21 protein-coding genes are annotated in these 16,364 nt (G+C 39.6%); 14 read left to right on the top strand and 7 right to left on the bottom strand.

Annotation, left to right across the window (positions count from 1 at the left end):
• Nucleotides 1-42 precede the first annotated feature (42 nt).
• From NE848_RS10315 to NE848_RS10335, 5 genes are all read left to right on the top strand, one after another.
• A complete protein-coding gene (locus NE848_RS10315; protein ID WP_252113172.1) occupies nucleotides 43-1,800 on the top strand; it encodes a BatD family protein in 1,758 nt (585 codons plus the stop codon).
• A gap of 2 nt (nucleotides 1,801-1,802) precedes the next feature.
• Nucleotides 1,803-2,552, top strand: coding sequence for a tetratricopeptide repeat protein (locus tag NE848_RS10320; protein ID WP_252113174.1), 750 nt, complete (start codon nucleotides 1,803-1,805; stop codon nucleotides 2,550-2,552).
• Nucleotides 2,553-2,630: 78 nt separating this feature from the next.
• Nucleotides 2,631-2,921, top strand: coding sequence for a hypothetical protein (locus NE848_RS10325; protein WP_252113176.1), 291 nt, complete (start codon nucleotides 2,631-2,633; stop codon nucleotides 2,919-2,921).
• Between the two features lie 131 nt (nucleotides 2,922-3,052).
• The gene (locus NE848_RS10330; RefSeq protein WP_252113178.1) at nucleotides 3,053-4,630 is read left to right on the top strand and encodes a SulP family inorganic anion transporter; all 1,578 of its coding nucleotides are present in this window, start codon (nucleotides 3,053-3,055) and stop codon (nucleotides 4,628-4,630) included.
• A 64-nt stretch (nucleotides 4,631-4,694) separates the two neighbouring features.
• Nucleotides 4,695-5,318, top strand: coding sequence for a carbonic anhydrase family protein (locus NE848_RS10335; protein WP_252113180.1), 624 nt, complete (start codon nucleotides 4,695-4,697; stop codon nucleotides 5,316-5,318).
• A gap of 69 nt (nucleotides 5,319-5,387) precedes the next feature.
• Here the strand turns inward: NE848_RS10335 and NE848_RS10340 are convergent, their stop codons facing one another.
• Complete coding sequence (locus NE848_RS10340; RefSeq protein ID WP_252113182.1) at nucleotides 5,388-5,918, bottom strand: CvpA family protein; 531 nt, start codon at nucleotides 5,916-5,918, stop codon at nucleotides 5,388-5,390.
• 45 nt (nucleotides 5,919-5,963) lie between these two features.
• On the opposite strand from NE848_RS10340, the gene NE848_RS10345 reads away from it, so the two are divergent.
• From NE848_RS10345 to NE848_RS10365, 5 genes are all read left to right on the top strand, one after another.
• Nucleotides 5,964-6,320 (top strand): hypothetical protein, encoded by a 357-nt coding sequence (locus NE848_RS10345; protein ID WP_252113184.1) that lies wholly within the window; start codon nucleotides 5,964-5,966, stop codon nucleotides 6,318-6,320.
• On the top strand, nucleotides 6,321-7,025 hold the full coding sequence (locus NE848_RS10350) for a hypothetical protein (protein WP_252113186.1): 705 nt from the start codon (nucleotides 6,321-6,323) through the stop codon (nucleotides 7,023-7,025). It abuts the gene before it with no gap.
• A gap of 66 nt (nucleotides 7,026-7,091) precedes the next feature.
• Nucleotides 7,092-8,111 carry a phenylalanine--tRNA ligase subunit alpha gene (gene pheS / locus NE848_RS10355; RefSeq protein WP_252113188.1) on the top strand — a complete coding sequence of 340 codons (1,020 nt, stop codon included), beginning with the start codon at nucleotides 7,092-7,094 and terminating at the stop codon, nucleotides 8,109-8,111.
• Nucleotides 8,111-8,287: a hypothetical protein gene (locus tag NE848_RS10360; protein ID WP_252113190.1), complete on the top strand. Its 177-nt coding sequence runs from the start codon at nucleotides 8,111-8,113 to the stop codon at nucleotides 8,285-8,287. The genes pheS and NE848_RS10360 overlap by 1 nt, the downstream gene beginning before the upstream one ends.
• Nucleotides 8,284-8,679 carry a hypothetical protein gene (locus tag NE848_RS10365; protein WP_252113192.1) on the top strand — a complete coding sequence of 132 codons (396 nt, stop codon included), beginning with the start codon at nucleotides 8,284-8,286 and terminating at the stop codon, nucleotides 8,677-8,679. The genes NE848_RS10360 and NE848_RS10365 overlap by 4 nt, the downstream gene beginning before the upstream one ends.
• 59 nt (nucleotides 8,680-8,738) lie before the next feature.
• Here the strand turns inward: NE848_RS10365 and NE848_RS10370 are convergent, their stop codons facing one another.
• The gene (locus tag NE848_RS10370) at nucleotides 8,739-9,404 is read right to left on the bottom strand and encodes a hypothetical protein (protein WP_252113194.1); all 666 of its coding nucleotides are present in this window, start codon (nucleotides 9,402-9,404) and stop codon (nucleotides 8,739-8,741) included.
• Nucleotides 9,405-9,535: 131 nt separating this feature from the next.
• The gene (locus tag NE848_RS10375; protein ID WP_252113196.1) at nucleotides 9,536-10,531 is read right to left on the bottom strand and encodes an NAD(P)H-dependent glycerol-3-phosphate dehydrogenase; all 996 of its coding nucleotides are present in this window, start codon (nucleotides 10,529-10,531) and stop codon (nucleotides 9,536-9,538) included.
• Nucleotides 10,532-10,887: 356 nt separating this feature from the next.
• Here NE848_RS10375 and lysM point away from each other — a divergent pair, with 356 nt between their 5' ends.
• Nucleotides 10,888-11,391 carry a peptidoglycan-binding protein LysM gene (gene lysM / locus NE848_RS10380; RefSeq protein ID WP_252113198.1) on the top strand — a complete coding sequence of 168 codons (504 nt, stop codon included), beginning with the start codon at nucleotides 10,888-10,890 and terminating at the stop codon, nucleotides 11,389-11,391.
• Nucleotides 11,392-11,530: 139 nt separating this feature from the next.
• Here lysM and nadD read toward each other — a convergent pair whose 3' ends face one another.
• The 4 genes from nadD to NE848_RS10400 form a co-directional block, all read right to left on the bottom strand.
• Nucleotides 11,531-12,115, bottom strand: coding sequence for a nicotinate (nicotinamide) nucleotide adenylyltransferase (gene nadD / locus NE848_RS10385; RefSeq protein ID WP_252113200.1), 585 nt, complete (start codon nucleotides 12,113-12,115; stop codon nucleotides 11,531-11,533).
• Nucleotides 12,112-12,699, bottom strand: a complete 588-nt coding sequence (gene gmk / locus NE848_RS10390) for a guanylate kinase (RefSeq protein WP_252113202.1) — start codon at nucleotides 12,697-12,699, stop codon at nucleotides 12,112-12,114. The genes nadD and gmk overlap by 4 nt, the downstream gene beginning before the upstream one ends.
• Nucleotides 12,700-13,557 carry a YicC/YloC family endoribonuclease gene (locus tag NE848_RS10395; RefSeq protein WP_252113204.1) on the bottom strand — a complete coding sequence of 286 codons (858 nt, stop codon included), beginning with the start codon at nucleotides 13,555-13,557 and terminating at the stop codon, nucleotides 12,700-12,702.
• A gap of 88 nt (nucleotides 13,558-13,645) precedes the next feature.
• A complete protein-coding gene (locus NE848_RS10400; protein ID WP_252113206.1) occupies nucleotides 13,646-14,611 on the bottom strand; it encodes a YheT family hydrolase in 966 nt (321 codons plus the stop codon).
• 82 nt (nucleotides 14,612-14,693) lie between these two features.
• On the opposite strand from NE848_RS10400, the gene NE848_RS10405 reads away from it, so the two are divergent.
• The 3 genes from NE848_RS10405 (at nucleotide 14,694) to NE848_RS10415 (ending at nucleotide 16,363) form a co-directional block, all read left to right on the top strand.
• Nucleotides 14,694-15,194 carry an acyl-CoA thioesterase gene (locus NE848_RS10405; RefSeq protein ID WP_252113208.1) on the top strand — a complete coding sequence of 167 codons (501 nt, stop codon included), beginning with the start codon at nucleotides 14,694-14,696 and terminating at the stop codon, nucleotides 15,192-15,194.
• Nucleotides 15,195-15,196: 2 nt separating this feature from the next.
• Nucleotides 15,197-15,844, top strand: a complete 648-nt coding sequence (locus NE848_RS10410) for a hypothetical protein (protein ID WP_252113210.1) — start codon at nucleotides 15,197-15,199, stop codon at nucleotides 15,842-15,844.
• A gap of 78 nt (nucleotides 15,845-15,922) precedes the next feature.
• Nucleotides 15,923-16,363, top strand: coding sequence for a hypothetical protein (locus tag NE848_RS10415; protein WP_252113212.1), 441 nt, complete (start codon nucleotides 15,923-15,925; stop codon nucleotides 16,361-16,363).
• Nucleotide 16,364: the final 1 nt, after the last annotated feature.

The raw sequence follows: 16,364 nt of genomic DNA on the forward strand, positions 1-16,364 counted from the left end.
CTTTTTATTCGACAAAAAAGATTACTGTTTAGGAGGAAAAAGATGAAATTGAAGTATTTAATTTTAAGTTTTTTATTGTTTGCTGGTGGCCTTATGCAGGCCCAGGTGAGGTTTGAGGCCAAAGTGAGCAGGGAAAATCTGGGAATTAATGAACGGCTTAGAGTAGACTTCGAAATGAATGAGGATGGTGACAACTTCAAACCACCATCTTTTGAAGGTTTTACCGTTGTTGGTGGTCCCAATCAGAAAATTAGTACCAGCATACTTAACGGGAAGATGGAATATTCCAAAACCTATAGTTTCTATCTTCAGCCGAAATCAAGAGGAAAACTTACTATAGGTCAGGCCGAGATCATTATTGATGATAAGACCTACAAAACCTCCCCGGTAGAGGTGGAAATTACTGCCGCTGTAGATAAACCCACCGATGGCGACAATACCGAACTAATTGCTGAAGATAACCTGCACCTGGTTGCTGAGGTTTCAAAAAGCGATCCTTATCTGAATGAGGCCATCACTATAGTTTATAAACTATATGTTAGTCCGCGGGTGAGTGTAAGTAACTGGCGCGAACTGGACAGCCCCAAATACAGCGATTTCTGGAGTCAGAGTATAGATATTCAGCAATTGCGGGTCGAAAATGGCGAATACAGGGGGGAACCATATCGCTATGTGGTATTAAGAAAGACCATTCTTTATCCTCAGAAGACCGGAGAATTGAACATTGAACCCCTCACCCTTTCTATCGCTGTGGATGTTCCAAGTGAAAGACGGGATATCTTTGGAAGCCGTATTTATAAGACAGTGAATAAAACGGTAGCGGCCGATAATAAAAAGATAAATGTAAAGGCTTTACCCGATGGAAAGCCTGCAAATTTTACCGGTGCTGTTGGTAAATTCAGTTTCAATGTGACTACCAGTAAGAACGAATTGAATGCCGGTGAAAGCCTTGAAGCCAAAGTTGAGGTGCGTGGTAATGGAAACCTTAAATTATTTGACCTTCCGGCACTTACCGCTCCTTCTTCTCTTGAAATGTATGACCCTGAAAGAAGGGAGAACGTAAATACCAACCTTAATGGTATGCAGGGTAGTGTTGCAGAAACCTATACCATAGTGCCTACCCGTAAAGGTAAATATCCCATTCCGGCACTCTCTTTTTCCTATTTTGATCCATCAACCGAGACCTATAAGAATTTAGGTTCAGAAGAAATTATGATCAATGTAGACCGTGGTCCGCTTGCCGGGAATGAACCTTCAGGAATCTCTGGTGTAAACAAACAAAAAATAGCCCTTTCAGGAGATCAGTTCCGTTTTATAAAGCTTAAAACAGACCTGAGACCAATAAACAGTGACAGCTTTTTAGGATCTTTAGGTTTCTGGAGTGCGCTTATTCTGCCTCTTGCAGCTATTCCTTTATTCATTCTATTCGGCAAAAAAAGAGAAGAAAGAGCGAGAGATGTAAAAGGGAACAGGATAAGGAAAGCCGATAAGCTTGCCAGGAAATACCTGTCTGACGCCAAAAGAAACCTTGGCGATCAGAAAGAATTCTACCTGGCACTTGAAAGGTCTATGCATAATTATCTGAAAGCCAAACTGAGGATCCAAACCAGCGAGATGAGCAAGGAAAGAATTGATGGTTTACTGCGTGAAAGATCGGTAGATGAACAAACCACGGCCGATTTTATATCCCTGCTTGAAAGCTGTGAATATGCCAGGTACACGCCGGCATCCTCAGATGCCATGCAGCACGATTATGATAAGGCCGTTAACGTAATTTCAACTCTTGATAAACAATTGTAGTGATGAAAAAGTTGATCTTATTGAGTTTTTTGCTTGCAGGTTTTATTGGGTTTTCCCAGACTGATTCTCTATTTGAAGAGGCAAATTCAGCTTATCAGGAAGGAAATTATGAAGAGGCGGTTTCAAAATATGAAGAGATCCTTGATAAGGGTGAGGCTTCTGCAGAGCTATATTATAACCTGGGAAATTCTTATTATAAACTGAACAAAGTAGCCCCCAGCATATATTATTACGAAAAGGCCCTTCAGTTAAATCCCGGGGATGATGATATTCAGAACAATATCGAGTTTGCCAGAAATATGGCTATAGATGACATTGAAGAAGTTGAACAAACAGGCATTGGCCAATGGGTTAACGGGATCATTTCAGTTTTTAGCTTCTCTACCTGGGCCATTCTTGGAATCTCATTTTCGGTCCTATTCGTGGTTCTTTTCTTATTCTACTATTTTTCGCACACTCCCATGTATAAGCGCATACTTTTTGGTGCTGCCATTGCCAGCGTAATTTTGTGCATAGCTTCTGTGGTATTTGCGTTTCAGCAACAATCCTATATCGAGGATAACCAGTACGCCATAATCTTCAGTGAAGAGGCCGAAGTAAGGGATGAACCAAACCTGCGCGGTGAAAGCAGCTTCGAATTGCACGAGGGTACCAAGGCGAAGGTGCTGGAAGATTTTCAGCAATGGTCGCGTATTGAGCTTGCCAATGGTGCACAAGGATGGGTACGGTCCAGTGATCTCCGAAAGCTATAAGGGAAATTGATGTTCGTTTAACAAATTAGTATGGTTTTCTATTGCTGATTGTCGCGAGAATCTTCTATTTTTGCCGCTGTGAAAATTTTCTCTTACATATTAGCTTTTATTTTTATCACATTTCTGTTTACACCTACCGTGGTGTCTTTGATAGACAGGAATGTGGATATTTCTATTGCTTATAATGTGAATGAAGAAGAGAGTTCGTCGAAGAACCAGATCACATTTGAATATAACATAGAAGAAATGGATTCTAATTACGAAAGCATCCATTTTCTTCAAACTAAAAAACCAGAAGGCCATTATTATAAAGAGAATGGCTATAAGGTTTTCCTCTCTATTTCTTCCCCTCCCCCTAAAAAAGCATAATACTCTTAGTTTTAGATTATCAGATAATCTAACAGGCAATTCATTTTTTCAATGAATATGTCATCATTATTCATTTTTTAAATCAAATCACAGGTAATAATAAGAAGTACCTGTGACATCAATATTGTATTATGTTTAAACAACTAAATAAAGATTTTCCGGCAAGTATTGTCGTATTTTTCGTCGCTATCCCCTTATGTCTGGGTATTGCATTAGCCAGTGGGGCACCACTATTCTCAGGTTTAATAGCCGGAATAGTCGGTGGGATCGTGGTTGGAGCTATTAGTGGTTCCAGCCTTGGAGTTAGTGGTCCCGCCGCTGGTCTTGCTGCCATTGTACTGGCTGCGATCTCCAGTTTGGGAAGTTATGAGAATTTCCTGCTTGCTGTGGTGATTGCAGGTGGTATACAGATTCTCTTCGGGGTTCTTAAGGCCGGAATTATAGGTTATTACTTCCCTTCTTCGGTGATCAAGGGAATGTTAACCGGTATTGGGATTATTATTATCCTTAAACAAATACCACACTTCTTTGGATATGAAGGAGATCCTCAGGGAGACTGGGCTTTTTCCCAGCTGGATGGAGAAAACACTTTTTCGGAGCTTTTTAATGCACTAAATAATATAAGCCCTGGCGCCACTCTGATTGCATTTATTGGTATGGCGATCCTGGTCTTATGGGAAGCAGTGCTTACCAAAAAGGCAAAAATTTTCAGACTTATCCAGGGTCCTCTTGTGGCGGTTGCTGCCGGGATCATATTTTACCTGTTGACCCGAGATTCGGAGTCATTGGCGATTGCTAAAGATCATCTTGTGAATGTTCCTGTGCCGGATAGTTTTGATTCCTTTATTGGACAATTTACCTTTCCTTCCTTTAAAATGATTGGTGCACCCGAGATATGGATCACTGCTTTTACCATGGCACTTGTAGCAAGTCTTGAGACCCTTTTATGCGTAGAAGCTACCGATAAACTTGATCCGCATAAAAGAACCACCCCTACCAACAGGGAATTGTTCGCCCAGGGAACCGGAAATATGATTTCCGGATTTATAGGTGGTCTGCCAATCACGCAGGTAATTGTTAGGAGTTCGGCGAATATTCAGTCGGGAGGGCAAACTAAACTTTCGGCCATTATGCATGGGTGTTTGTTGTTAATATCGGTAATTATTATTCCGGGAATATTAAATCTTATTCCGCTATCTGTACTTGCAGCTATTCTATTCCTGGTAGGGTATAAACTGGCTAAGCCCAGCCTTTTTCTTGAAATGTATCGCAAAGGATGGAAGCAATCCGTCCCCTTTATCATCACTATCCTGGGTATCGTTTTTGGAGATCTCTTAATAGGTATTAGCCTTGGACTATTAGTGGGAATCGTCGTGATCTTAATAAAAAGTTACCAGAATTCTCATTTCCTTCACATTGAAAATGTTCAGGATGGAAGTAAGACGGTGAAAATGACTTTAGCTGAAGAGGTTACCTTTATAAATAAGGGAGCTATCATGAAGGAATTGAATAACCTCGAAGAGAATTCTTATCTTGTGATGGACGTAAGTAAAACACGTTATCTGGATAACGATATAATTGAAATTCTGGATGATTTCAAAGTCAAGGCCGAAGAAAGAAATATCAATATCAAGATAATTTCTGAAAGAGGCGAGGTGGAGAATCCAGATAGTTATTATCAGTTTTTTCAGAAACCAAAACCAGCTTAGTATACTTTTTAGAAGTAATTAACTTTGAAAAATTCCAATTTTAAAATTTAAAAAATAAACCATTATGATTAAAGATATAATTGATAAGGAAAAGCAGTCGAAGCTTTCTCCAGATGAGGTTCTAAAAGAACTTCTTGCCGGGAACCAGAGATTTACTGAAAATAAGATGAACGAAAGGGATTACTCTAGCCAGATCCAGAAGACCAGCGGCGGACAGTGGCCACAGGCTGTTGTGTTGAGCTGTATAGATTCAAGAGTTCCTGTTGAAACAGTTTTTGACCAGGGAGTTGGAGATATATTCGTGGCTCGTGTGGCCGGGAATTTTGAGAATACCGATATTCTTGGAAGCATGGAGTATTCATGCAAGGTTGCAGGTAGTAAACTGGTATTTGTCCTGGGACATGAAGCCTGCGGTGCTGTGAAGGCTGCCTGTGATGATGTGGAATTGGGTAATATTACGCACTTATTAAGTAACATTAAACCGGCTGTAAAGGCAACTGATACAGATGGTGAAAGAAACTCTGGCAACGCTGAATTCGTAGCTGGAGTTGTTGAGAATAATGTGAAACTCACAATGGAAAGAATCAGGGAGAAAAGCCCTATTCTGAAAGAGATGGAGGACAATGGTGAAATTAAGATAGTAGGCGGTGTTTACTCTATTTCAAATGGTAAAGTGACACTTTTATAGTCTTAGCAGAAGCCTAGAAGCTTTAATAAAATCCGGTTCGCAGTTAGAAAAAGCTGCTGCCGGATTTTTTTATATAAAGTCTTCCTCCTCATCATCGTTTAAAAGGTCTCTTTCCTTTACCTGTTTTATGATAGATGGAAGAATTATAGGAGCGATACCTTCTACCGGTTCATAAAGGATGGATTCTTCAAGAGTCCTGTCTTCCACGATCCCTATCCTTTCATTGGTAGCTTTGAAGAACATGATGATCACACTGGCCACGAATGCCGATTTCAACAGGCCAAAGACCCCTCCCAGCAGTTTATTCACAACTCCTAAGGCAGCAAAAGCGGCAACTTTGGTCAGCATTCTTCCTCCCAGTGACACCAGGAAAACGATCAAGATAAAAGTGATTGCAAAACTGATGAGATTAATGTACTGGGGTTGCCATTCTATCCATGTGGAAAGTATGCTTCCAAGGAAGTGAGAGAAATGTACGGCGCCATATATACCGGCAACAATGCCAACCAGAGAGGCCAGTTCGGCAAGCAATCCTCTAAACAGACCTCTCACCAGTCCGTACAAAAGCACCAGGCTTAAGATAATATCCACGGTATTCATATCTCAAATATAATAATTATTAAATCTAGATGGTATCTTTGCAGCATGGCAAGAGATGAACAATTAAAAGAAAGATGGGAAAGGGTTCAAAAAAAACTTTCTAATCAGTTTGCAGACGGAGAATTGATGGAGCTGGATGCTATAATTTATCTAATTGGCGTCCAGGAATTGGGACAGCCTCACAGGAAATATAAAAAGGACCATAAGATAGATCTTATGCATATAGCTATTTGCACTTTGCTGGAACCATATGGCTATTATGAATTCGATTTTTATGATGAAGATGGCTGGCCGCATTTCAGGGTCAAGGAAGAATTACCGGTACTTAAGGCCGGGGAGCAGGCAGTTCTTATGAAAGAAGCCATAGTACATTATTTTATGGAAAAAGAATATATTTCGTAGATGGTGGCACATCTGTATTTTATTTCATTTCCGGGTGACAGCGGGCCCATTTATCAGGAGACTATTGCAGGAAGATTACCGGTAGAGCCATTTAATACCTATAGCAATCTTTTCTTTCTCCTTATTATCATTTATTTTTCTCTAAAGGTTTATAGTGATTATAAGAATCACAGATTCCTTGCCTGGAGTTTACCTGTATTATTCATAGGATTTATCGGGGGTACGATATATCATGCCACCAGGAGTCATGATGTGTGGATGTATATGGACTGGTTACCCATAGTTGTGCTATGCCTTGCTGTTTCGGTCTACTATACTATCAAGTTAAAAGCGACCCGTAGAAAACGACTCATACTCATCCTGGTGGTGTTATTTCTGGTTTTTGGAATAAGGATGATTCCCTGGGCACAAAGCCTTAAAACATCCATAGGATATATAGGCACTGCTGTAGGGTTGTTGCTTCCAATTCTCACTTATTTTTATACCACCAAACTTTATCACTGGGGCTATATTCTCCTGGCTTTTTTAAGTTTTGGGGTGGCTCTGAGTTTCAGGGTCATGGACAGGTTTATTTATGTAATGCCTATGGGCACACACTGGCTTTGGCATTGCTTTGGTGCCCTTTCGGTATTTTTCCTTATTCAGTACATCTATCACGACAAATTACCTTCAGAAAATAAGCCCGAAACAGCGAAAACTGAATAAGCCTTTATAATGGACGGGTTTAGGATTAAATTTTATTAAATTTGCGCTTCCGAAAAGAAATCACCTATGATCGATAAAATTAAAGGGCATATTGCTGAGGTTGAAAGATTTAATGCCGCCACGAAAGACGAAATCGAAGCTTTTCGAATCAAATATCTTGGGAAAAAAGGGATCCTTAATGACTTCTTTGCAGAATTCAAGAATGTACCTAATGAACAGAAAAAGGAGTTCGGCCAGGTAGTTAATGAACTGAAGACTGCCGCACAGGATAAGGTAAATTTCCTTAAAGGGGAATTAGAGAAGCGACAGGAAGAAAAAGGAGTGTACGGAGACCTTTCCAGGCCGGCAGAACCGGTGGAGATAGGTTCCCGACACCCAATATCTGTGGTTAGGAACCAGATCACCGAGATCTTTTCGAATATAGGTTTCAACGTGTCTGAAGGGCCCGAAATGGAAGACGACTGGCATAACTTTACTGCTCTTAACCTTCCGGAATACCATCCGGCAAGGGATATGCAGGATACTTTCTTTATACAAACCAATCCTGATATCCTTCTTAGAACCCATACTTCGTCGGTACAGGTGAGATATATGGAAGAGAATAAACCGCCTATAAGGACCATTTCTCCAGGAAGAGTATTCAGGAATGAGGCAATTTCAGCAAGATCTCACTGTATCTTCCATCAGGTAGAAGGATTATATATAGACAAGGATGTTTCTTTTGCAGACCTTAAGCAAACCATTCTTTATTTCACCAAACAGCTCTTCGGAAAGTCGAAAATCCGTCTGAGACCTTCTTATTTCCCTTTTACTGAACCAAGTGCTGAGGTAGATGTATACTGGGGGCTTGAGACAGAGACCGATTATCGTATCACCAAAGGTACCGGCTGGCTTGAAATAATGGGTTGCGGGATGGTAGACCCGAATGTCCTTAGGAATTGTAATATCGATCCCAAGGAATATTCAGGCTTTGCTTTTGGGATGGGAATTGAGAGAATCGCAATGCTGCTTTATCAGATAGAAGATATCAGAATGTTCTATGAGAACGATCTTCGTTTCCTTGAGCAATTCAAATCGGCCCTGTAGTGAAGAAAAATGGTATCATCATACTGGCAATACTGGTCATCGCGGCCATACTATATGCGACCTTTGTAATCGCCCTTATCAAGGTCACTCTGGGGCTTATCTTAATTGCGGTCACAGTATTATTGGTGTGGCTTATCTGGCATAAAATTAAGAAGAAAACAGAAGACAGGTTTTGAAAAAGGATATTGAAATCCCACAGGTAAAAGATGTATATGTAGCTGCGATAAAGGAATTCAATGAAGAATTCCGGTCTGACGAATGGAATGTTTATCTGATCAACGATTCTTCGAAAGATCTTGAAATGGTTCTTATCGTTGCCAGGGGTTATGATAAGAAAAGAGAGACTTCGGTGATGCGGCACAAAATTGAAAAACTCCCGTCAAAGAGCTTTGCTAAAATAGAGTTCATTCAGGATGAGGTTCTGTCTCTTAACAATGAATTCAGGGTAAGTTATTTCACCAACTCTAAAATGTTTGATAAGAAATTTACTTTTTCTAAAAACAGTATTAGAGAAACGGCATTAGATCAGGTGCCTCTGATTCCTAAAAAGGGTGTCCTTGCCAAATAAATAGATCAAGAAAAAAGCCCTCGAAAAGAGGGCTTTTTTTTATGACTAATAATAAACTTCTAATGTGTGTGTTCGTGCTCTGAATGATCATTGTACTGACCTGATAAGAAAGAATAATCATCACGGATTATTTCTCCTTCTACTATCAGGTTGTTGTGCTCCAGGTCATTATTGAATTCCAGGGTGGCACCACGGTTAAGGATCAAATCTCCGGTAACGATCAGCGTTCCGTTCATGTTGAGATGGGCTTTGTTGTTTATAATAAGGTCTTGTGGCTGTTCGTTAGTACCAACCATCATCATTCCCACTACGGTCAATTCTCCAGAATTATGGATTCTTGCAGAACCTTCAACGTCAAGGCCTCCACAAATGCTTAGCATTCCGCCAACACTTAAATTATTCAGTTTGGTAATGCCTCCAAATAATTTAGGCTCGGCAGAGTGAGGAACCGAAAGGTTTTCAGACCCCGTATACGCGTCAAGGCCTTCACAGCTGGCATAACCTTCCAGCATCCAGTCTGGATTATGAATAGCGATCATCCAATCCGGATTGTGGATAGCGATCATCCAGTCAGGATTATGGATCTTGGTAGTGATCTCTGTTTTAGTTTTCTCTTTTGAAACAGAAAGCTCTTCGGTTTGGATCTCTTCAGAAACGGTTTCTGTTTGACAACCGGTGAAAGCCAGCCCTAGAACTAGCCCTAAAGCTATAAGTCTTTTGTTCATGATACTTTGGTTAATTAGTGATTTGGTATTGCAAAGGTAATACATAAATTGTTTTATTATGCAATAAAAATCGCTGAAATGTATAAAAATCAGAATATTATAGGAATATGCGTAAGAAAAAAACTACAATTTTAATCTAATTTGTCTACTAATTTATTAAAAACCTTTTTAGGGTTCTTGCCTTCATAGAGAATGGCGTAAACTGCATTTATAATGGGAGTTTTGGCTTTTTTGGCCTTGTTTATTTTATAAGCACTTTCAGTAGCATAATAGCCTTCGGCAATCATACTCATTTCCATCTGGGCACTTTTTACAGTATAACCCTTGCCTATCATGTTGCCAAACATGCGGTTACGGCTAAAAATTGAGTATCCTGTCACCAGAAGATCTCCCAGATAAGCAGAGTCATTTATATTTCTTTTCATTTTGTGTACTTTCTTGATGAATTTCTTCATTTCCCTTATAGCATTACTCATCAGTACACTTTGGAAGTTGTCTCCATAGCCCAGTCCATGGGCAATTCCGGCGGCGATTGCGTAAATATTCTTAAGTACGGCTGCGTACTCGGTTCCAATCACATCATCGCTTATTTTGCAGGTGATATAATCACTGCCCAGGTAACCAGCTACTATTTCGGCCTTTTTTTCATCCTGACACGCAACTGTGAGGTATGAAAGTCTTTCCAAAGCCACCTCTTCAGCATGGCAGGGCCCGGTTAGGACACCTATATTTTCCATAGGCACCTCAAAATATTGATTGAAATGTTCACCTACAATAAGACTGGATTCCGGAACTATCCCTTTAATAGCTGAAAAAACAATTTTATCCTTTAAAGGAATCCGAAGATTATCCAGTTCACGTTTTAAAAATGCTGAAGGAATAGCGAAGATGATATAATCTGAAGCTTCAACTACTTCGTTGATGTCATTGCTTAAATTAAGCTGGTTTACATCGAATTCAACAGAACTTAGGTAATTAGGGTTGTGATCCTGTTTTTTAATATGTTCAACTGCATATACGCTGCGCATATACCAGTTTACCTTTTCAAGATTCTCACACAACATTTTTACTATGGCCGTGGCCCAGCTACCACCACCAATCACACCAAAACTTGGGGTTTTATCCATATGATTTCATTCTGTGTGTCAAAAATAGTCAAATTTAAAGTTATTTAAAGTTTTTCGCTTTTTTTCGTGGTGATTGTTGCGGATTTTTCAAAAAAACCACATTTAAACTTTAACAGTAAAAGCCTTTTTCAGAGACAATCTAAGTGGTCTATTCTCGTTATTGAAATGTTCTTCCCGTTCATCTTTTCTGGAAGAACATTTTCTTAGTTTTTTTGGTTGGTTATTTAGTTGAAAAAACCGCTTCGAGAGAAGCGGTTTTTTTAATTTCAGAAGCTTTTTTGGAAAATTTTAGCAGTGGCGCCTACCTATAACTTGATTGCCTTTTGTACATTTAATACAAACACTAAAGAACAGAGATGGGAATATTTTCTTTTATTAAAGATGCCGGCAAGAAAGTTTTTGGCTTAGATAAAGCCAGGACCAGGGAGGCTGGAAAAACTGACAGCCTTGAAAAGGAAGAAAGAAAAGAAAATGAAAAAGTTTCCCGAAAACTGGAACAGACCATTCAGGACCTTAATTTGAAAATAGAAAATTTAAAGATTTTCATAGAGAATGATATGGCTGTTGTTTCGGGGAAAGCCCTGGACCAGTCCACTAGAGAAAAGATAATTCTGGTAGTTGGAAATTCTGAAGGCATAGCACAGGTAGACGACAGGATGGATATAGAAAATGCTGAACCGGAGGCGGTGTTTCACACTGTTGAGAGAGGGGATACCTTGAGTAAGATCTCAAACGAACATTATGGAGACCCTAATCAGTATCCGCTGATATTTGAAGCCAACAAACCAATGCTTCAGGATCCGGATAAGATATATCCCGGTCAGGTATTAAGAATTCCGCCTTTGGGCGACAAAAGATAAATAAAAAGACTGTTTAAGAATTTTGAGAATGTTAAACTGAGAGCAGTCGACGTTCTAGAGCTTGTAGTTCCACGATGAAAAAAGGAGGATCAATCAGCTAAAAAGAATATTCAAAATAGGTTTTTAAACAGTCTTTTACCTATTTATAGAAATTCATTTCATCAATATATTCCCATACTTTATTATCCAGTAAGGGTCTTACATTTTTAGATTCCTTGATCGATTTCCTTATAAAGGTTGCAGAGATCTCTATTACCGGGGCATCTATCTTCTTTATTTTTGGATTATCGCGGAATTCAGGAGCCATTTCGCCCGATGCTATCCTTGGATAAACATAGATCTCATGATTTTCCAGTATCACCTCGTAATTCTTCCATTTATGAAAGTTCTTAAGGTTATCTTCACCCATGATAAGGCTAAATTCGTTGGTAGGATATTTTTCCTGAAGATGTACCAGAGTATTTATAGTATAATTTGGCTGCGGAAGATCGAATTCTATGTTGCTGGGTTTTAATTTTTCATAGGTTTCGCAAGCCCTGTAAACCATTTCCAGCCGGTGATGATTATCAAGCAGACTGTTTTTCTTTTTATGTGGATTATGTGGAGTAACCACTAGCCAAACTTCTTCCAGGTCTGAATATTCCACCATATGATTGGCAATTATCAAATGGCCGGTATGTATCGGGTTGAAGGTTCCAAAGAAAAGGCCTACTTTTCTATTCATTTCGCAGTTTTTTCAGCACCCACATAATTAGAGACCAGCTCATAAGCTTCATCCAGGGCAATCCCTAACTCGTTGTTCTCTATAATAAAATCAAACTGAGGTGCAGTAGCCAGTTCTATAGAAGCTTTTGCTACCCTCATGTTTATCTTGTCCGGGCTTTCTGTCTTTCTTTTTTTCAAACGTATCTTAAGTTCCTCAATACTCGGAGGTTTTACAAATACCGCCAGGGTCCTTTCCGGGTAAATGTTTTTAATATCCAGCCCGCCAACTACGTCAATATCGAAGATCACATGTTTGCCTTCCTTCCAGATGCGCTCTACTTCGCTTTTCAGTGTTCCGTAGAAATTATCACGATACACCTCTTCCCATTCCAGGAATTCATCATTTTTGATCTTTTGCTTGAAATCCTTTAGGGATAGAAAATAGTAATCCTTTCCGTCAACCTCATTTTCCCTTGGAGCGCGAGAGGTAGCCGAAATCGAAAAATCCAGTTTTAATTCCGGGTGTTTTAGTAAGTGTCGTACTATTGTTGTCTTTCCCGATCCTGAGGGGGCAGAAAAAACAATAAGTTTGCCTTCGCTCATTTAGAGTACATTTAGAAGTTGTTCTTTAATCTTCTCCAGTTCGTCCTTCATTTGAACTACTAATTGCTGCATAGGCGCATAGTTGGACTTGCTGCCTATGGTATTTATTTCACGGCCTATTTCCTGAGAGATAAAGGCCAGTTTTCTTCCGTTAGAATCTTTAGTGTTCAGGGTTTTCTGAAAATATTCCAGGTGATTATCCAGTCTTACTTTTTCTTCTGTGATGTCGAATTTTTCAATATAGTAAACCAGCTCCTGTTCAAACCGGTTCTCATCTACCTGTTCTTTTATCTCGGCAATACCCTTACGAAGTCTTTCACGAACTGCATCAACCCTGTCCGGATCCATTTTAATCACTTCTTTGAGAAGCTCCTGTATATTGGAGATCCTTAATTGAAGGTCTTTTTCAAGGGCTTCACCCTCATCAGTCCTGAAATTATTGATCTCTTTTAAAGCTTCTTTTACGGCTTTCTCAATGGCGTTGAATTCCTTTTCGTCGATTTCATCTCTTTCGGTCTTCAGGGCATCAGGCATTTTAACTGCCATTTTCAGTAATTCGATCTCTGTGGCATTAACAATATCCCTTAACTGGTCCATATAGTTTTTTACCACTCCGCTATTCACATTGGTCGAAGTCTGTTCCCCGGTATATTCAACATATATTGAGAGGTCTACTTTGCCCCTGCCCAAAGAATTGGAAATAAGATTTCGAAGGTCCAGTTCCTTTTCACGGTATTGTGAAGGAATGCGCGCATTCAGGTCAAAATTTTTGCTGTTGAGAGACTTTAGCTCTACGGTAATCTTTTTGTTGGGAATTTGAGTGATGCTTTTCCCAAAGCCTGTCATAGATTGGATCATGCCTGAATTTTAAAAGCTTGCGCAAAGATAATCAATTCTATAGCATCTCCAATTCATAGCAGTTAAGAACGAGCCTGTAAATATTGTGCTAAACCATTGCTTCAATAAAATCGGTGGCTCTTTTTTCGTGATAATAGATCGAAGTCTTTGTTACAAAGCCAACATGCCCGCCATACGGAGGCACTTCCAGATAAAGATGTTTTGAATCCTCCGCAATTTTATAAGGGTAACAATCTGAAGAAAGAAAACTGTCGTTTTCAGCATTTATTAGGAGCGTAGGGATTTTGATCGCCGGGAGAAAACCAATAGCACTGGTTCTTTTGTAATAATCGGAAGCATTTTTATAACCATGAGCCCTGGAAGTATAAAGGTCGTCTATGTCCCTCAGTGAGGTGCAGGCCGAAATCTTCTTTTTACTGATATAGTCAGGGAATTTTTCAGCCCTTTCATACAAGTGTTGCTTCAGGTTAAGTTCAAATCTTTTCGAATAGACAAAATTGCGCATCCGGTTAATCGCTCCTAAGGAACCTTCGAGGTCGCAGGGTACTGAAACCCCTGTAGCTCCTATGATCTCATCAGGAATGCTTCTGTTTTCACCCAAATACTTGAGCATCATATTCCCGCCCAGGCTAAAGCCTACCAGGGCAATTTTAGAATATTTCTTAAGTGAAAGCACATGAGTGATCACCTCTGCAAGATCGTCACTGGCACCGGCATGATAACTGCGAAAATGTCGATTCAGTTCTTCGCTGCATCCGCGAAAATTCATGGCAGCGACAGTCCAGTTCCTGTTATTAAAGGCTCTGGCCATGCCCTTCATATATGGCCGGCTGGCATTTCCCGCTAGGCCGTGAAGCAGAATGACAAGTTTATCGGTATCCCGATGTTTGCCATAACTCCAGTCCAGATCTATAAAATCACCATCGCTTAATTCAATTCGTTCCCTTTCATAAACGGGCAGCTCCACTTTGCGGAGCGTGGCCGAATAGATCGTGGAGACATCAGCACTCCTGAAGATTCCGGGTGGTACATAGTTTCCTGTAATTACCGGCATTCCTTTTCAATTTTAGGATAAACTTAGGCAAAATAGGCTAGTGTGCATATTAATTATTCCTAGTTTTGAATAAAAATAGTTTATGTATTCAAAGAAATTCGAGATAAGATGGAGTGATCTTGATGCCAACCGGCATCTTGCAAATTCAGCCTTCATTAACTTTATGAGCCATACCAGGATGGGTTTTTTAATGGAGAACGGATTTGGCCATGAACAGCTTTCCCATTACAATCTGGGACCTATAGTTTTCTATGAGCATATATATTACTTCAAGGAAATTTTTGCCGGTGAACCGGTAAGGGTCACCCTGGAACTCAATGGCCTTTCGGAAGACGGGAAGTATTTTGAATTTATTCATAATATCTACGATCATAATGGAATTAATTGCGCGACCTGTGAAATGATGGGCTCCTGGATAGATCTGGAGAAAAGAAAACTGACTTCTTTACCCGGGGAACTTTATGACAAACTGGACCTTACGCCGAAGTCAAAAACTTTCAGAACATTGACCAAAGAGGATACCCGGAAATACGGTAAACGCCCACACGATTTAAGCAAAGAGGAACTGGAAAGTTTAAAATAAATATGGCTCCAAACACTATAAATGAGATATGGTATGCCTGTTATGGTTCCAACATTAGGGAAGAGCGATTCATGTGTTATATAAACGGCGGTACTCCACCTGGTGCGGTGAGGAATTTTAAGGGCTGTACAGACAAGACCAAACCTAAGAAGAGTAAGAAGATCAGTATTCCACACGAAATGTATTTTGCTAAAGAATCGGTTACCTGGAATGGCGGTGGAATTTGTTTTCTGAAGCCTAAAAAGGATGAGAATGTTGAAACCCTGGGCCGAACCTATCTTATCACTTCAAATCAGTTTAAGGATCTGGTAAGACAGGAACTTAAATTTGATGGGGAGATCATTATAGACTTTGAAAAGCTAATTGAAGACGGAGAATACAATTGTATGACCAATGGCCGGTACGGATTGCTTCTATATCTGGGAGAGATTGAGGGAAGGCCGGTGGTGAGCTTTACCAGTGAGAAATTTATGAAAGATGAGATCAATCAGCCTAACCAGACATATCTTTCAACAATTATTAAAGGTTTAAAAGAGATCTATCAGTTAAGCGATGATGCAATTGTTGAATATTTCAGTGATAAACTGGGAGTGAAAGACTGGGAGATAGAAAAAGACCTTCCAGGCATCATTTCTGAAATAAATAATTAAAACTGCGTAGTGTACTGATAATCAATTAAAAATACTTAATTTTATTTGTGCAATGCCCCTGATATATCTGTTAAAAAGATGATCAGCAATAAACCCATACATAATTTCATTTCACTTTTTCTAATAGTATTGTTGCTCTTTCAAAGCTGCACGATCTATTATAATCAGAATTATTCTCCAGAGGAGGTCGTAAAATCAGAAAAAAAGATACGACTTACAGATAGAAATGGAGAAAAATATCCTTTTTATAAGTTAATTAGAGAGAATGGGAATTATTATGTCTTGGCAAAAAATTCTCCCTTTTTTACCAATAAATTCAAGAACAGGGAAAAGGCAGACCTGAGAATTCCAGGTTTTTCTGCTTACCAGATAGATCCGGAAGATTATAAGGTTTTCCAGATTAAAAATACTTCCGGTTCCGCCTGGGCAACCATATCGTTAGGGGTTATCGCAATGGGCATTCTTGTATGGATTATGGTTAAAGCCTGGGAAGATGCCTGGGATTGGGGAGCTGAATAAT

This window comes from Gramella jeungdoensis (assembly GCF_023805255.1).
GTDB classification, from domain to species: Bacteria; Bacteroidota; Bacteroidia; order Flavobacteriales; family Flavobacteriaceae; genus Christiangramia; species Christiangramia jeungdoensis.

What these genes read in the sequence shown, in the direction of transcription:
- NE848_RS10315 (WP_252113172.1), top strand. Translation starts at nt 43, where the DNA reads ATGAAATTGAAGTATTTAATTTTAAGTTTTTTATTGTTTGCTGGTGGC.
- NE848_RS10320 (WP_252113174.1), top strand. Translation starts at nt 1,803, where the DNA reads ATGAAAAAGTTGATCTTATTGAGTTTTTTGCTTGCAGGTTTTATTGGG.
- NE848_RS10330 (WP_252113178.1), top strand. Translation starts at nt 3,053, where the DNA reads ATGTTTAAACAACTAAATAAAGATTTTCCGGCAAGTATTGTCGTATTT.
- NE848_RS10335 (WP_252113180.1), top strand. Translation starts at nt 4,695, where the DNA reads ATGATTAAAGATATAATTGATAAGGAAAAGCAGTCGAAGCTTTCTCCA.
- NE848_RS10340 (WP_252113182.1), bottom strand. Translation starts at nt 5,918, where the DNA reads ATGAATACCGTGGATATTATCTTAAGCCTGGTGCTTTTGTACGGACTG.
- NE848_RS10345 (WP_252113184.1), top strand. Translation starts at nt 5,964, where the DNA reads ATGGCAAGAGATGAACAATTAAAAGAAAGATGGGAAAGGGTTCAAAAA.
- NE848_RS10350 (WP_252113186.1), top strand. Translation starts at nt 6,321, where the DNA reads ATGGTGGCACATCTGTATTTTATTTCATTTCCGGGTGACAGCGGGCCC.
- pheS (WP_252113188.1), top strand. Translation starts at nt 7,092, where the DNA reads ATGATCGATAAAATTAAAGGGCATATTGCTGAGGTTGAAAGATTTAAT.
- NE848_RS10370 (WP_252113194.1), bottom strand. Translation starts at nt 9,404, where the DNA reads ATGAACAAAAGACTTATAGCTTTAGGGCTAGTTCTAGGGCTGGCTTTC.
- NE848_RS10375 (WP_252113196.1), bottom strand. Translation starts at nt 10,531, where the DNA reads ATGGATAAAACCCCAAGTTTTGGTGTGATTGGTGGTGGTAGCTGGGCC.
- lysM (WP_252113198.1), top strand. Translation starts at nt 10,888, where the DNA reads ATGGGAATATTTTCTTTTATTAAAGATGCCGGCAAGAAAGTTTTTGGC.
- nadD (WP_252113200.1), bottom strand. Translation starts at nt 12,115, where the DNA reads ATGAATAGAAAAGTAGGCCTTTTCTTTGGAACCTTCAACCCGATACAT.
- gmk (WP_252113202.1), bottom strand. Translation starts at nt 12,699, where the DNA reads ATGAGCGAAGGCAAACTTATTGTTTTTTCTGCCCCCTCAGGATCGGGA.
- NE848_RS10395 (WP_252113204.1), bottom strand. Translation starts at nt 13,557, where the DNA reads ATGATCCAATCTATGACAGGCTTTGGGAAAAGCATCACTCAAATTCCC.
- NE848_RS10400 (WP_252113206.1), bottom strand. Translation starts at nt 14,611, where the DNA reads ATGCCGGTAATTACAGGAAACTATGTACCACCCGGAATCTTCAGGAGT.
- NE848_RS10405 (WP_252113208.1), top strand. Translation starts at nt 14,694, where the DNA reads ATGTATTCAAAGAAATTCGAGATAAGATGGAGTGATCTTGATGCCAAC.
- NE848_RS10410 (WP_252113210.1), top strand. Translation starts at nt 15,197, where the DNA reads ATGGCTCCAAACACTATAAATGAGATATGGTATGCCTGTTATGGTTCC.
- NE848_RS10415 (WP_252113212.1), top strand. Translation starts at nt 15,923, where the DNA reads ATGATCAGCAATAAACCCATACATAATTTCATTTCACTTTTTCTAATA.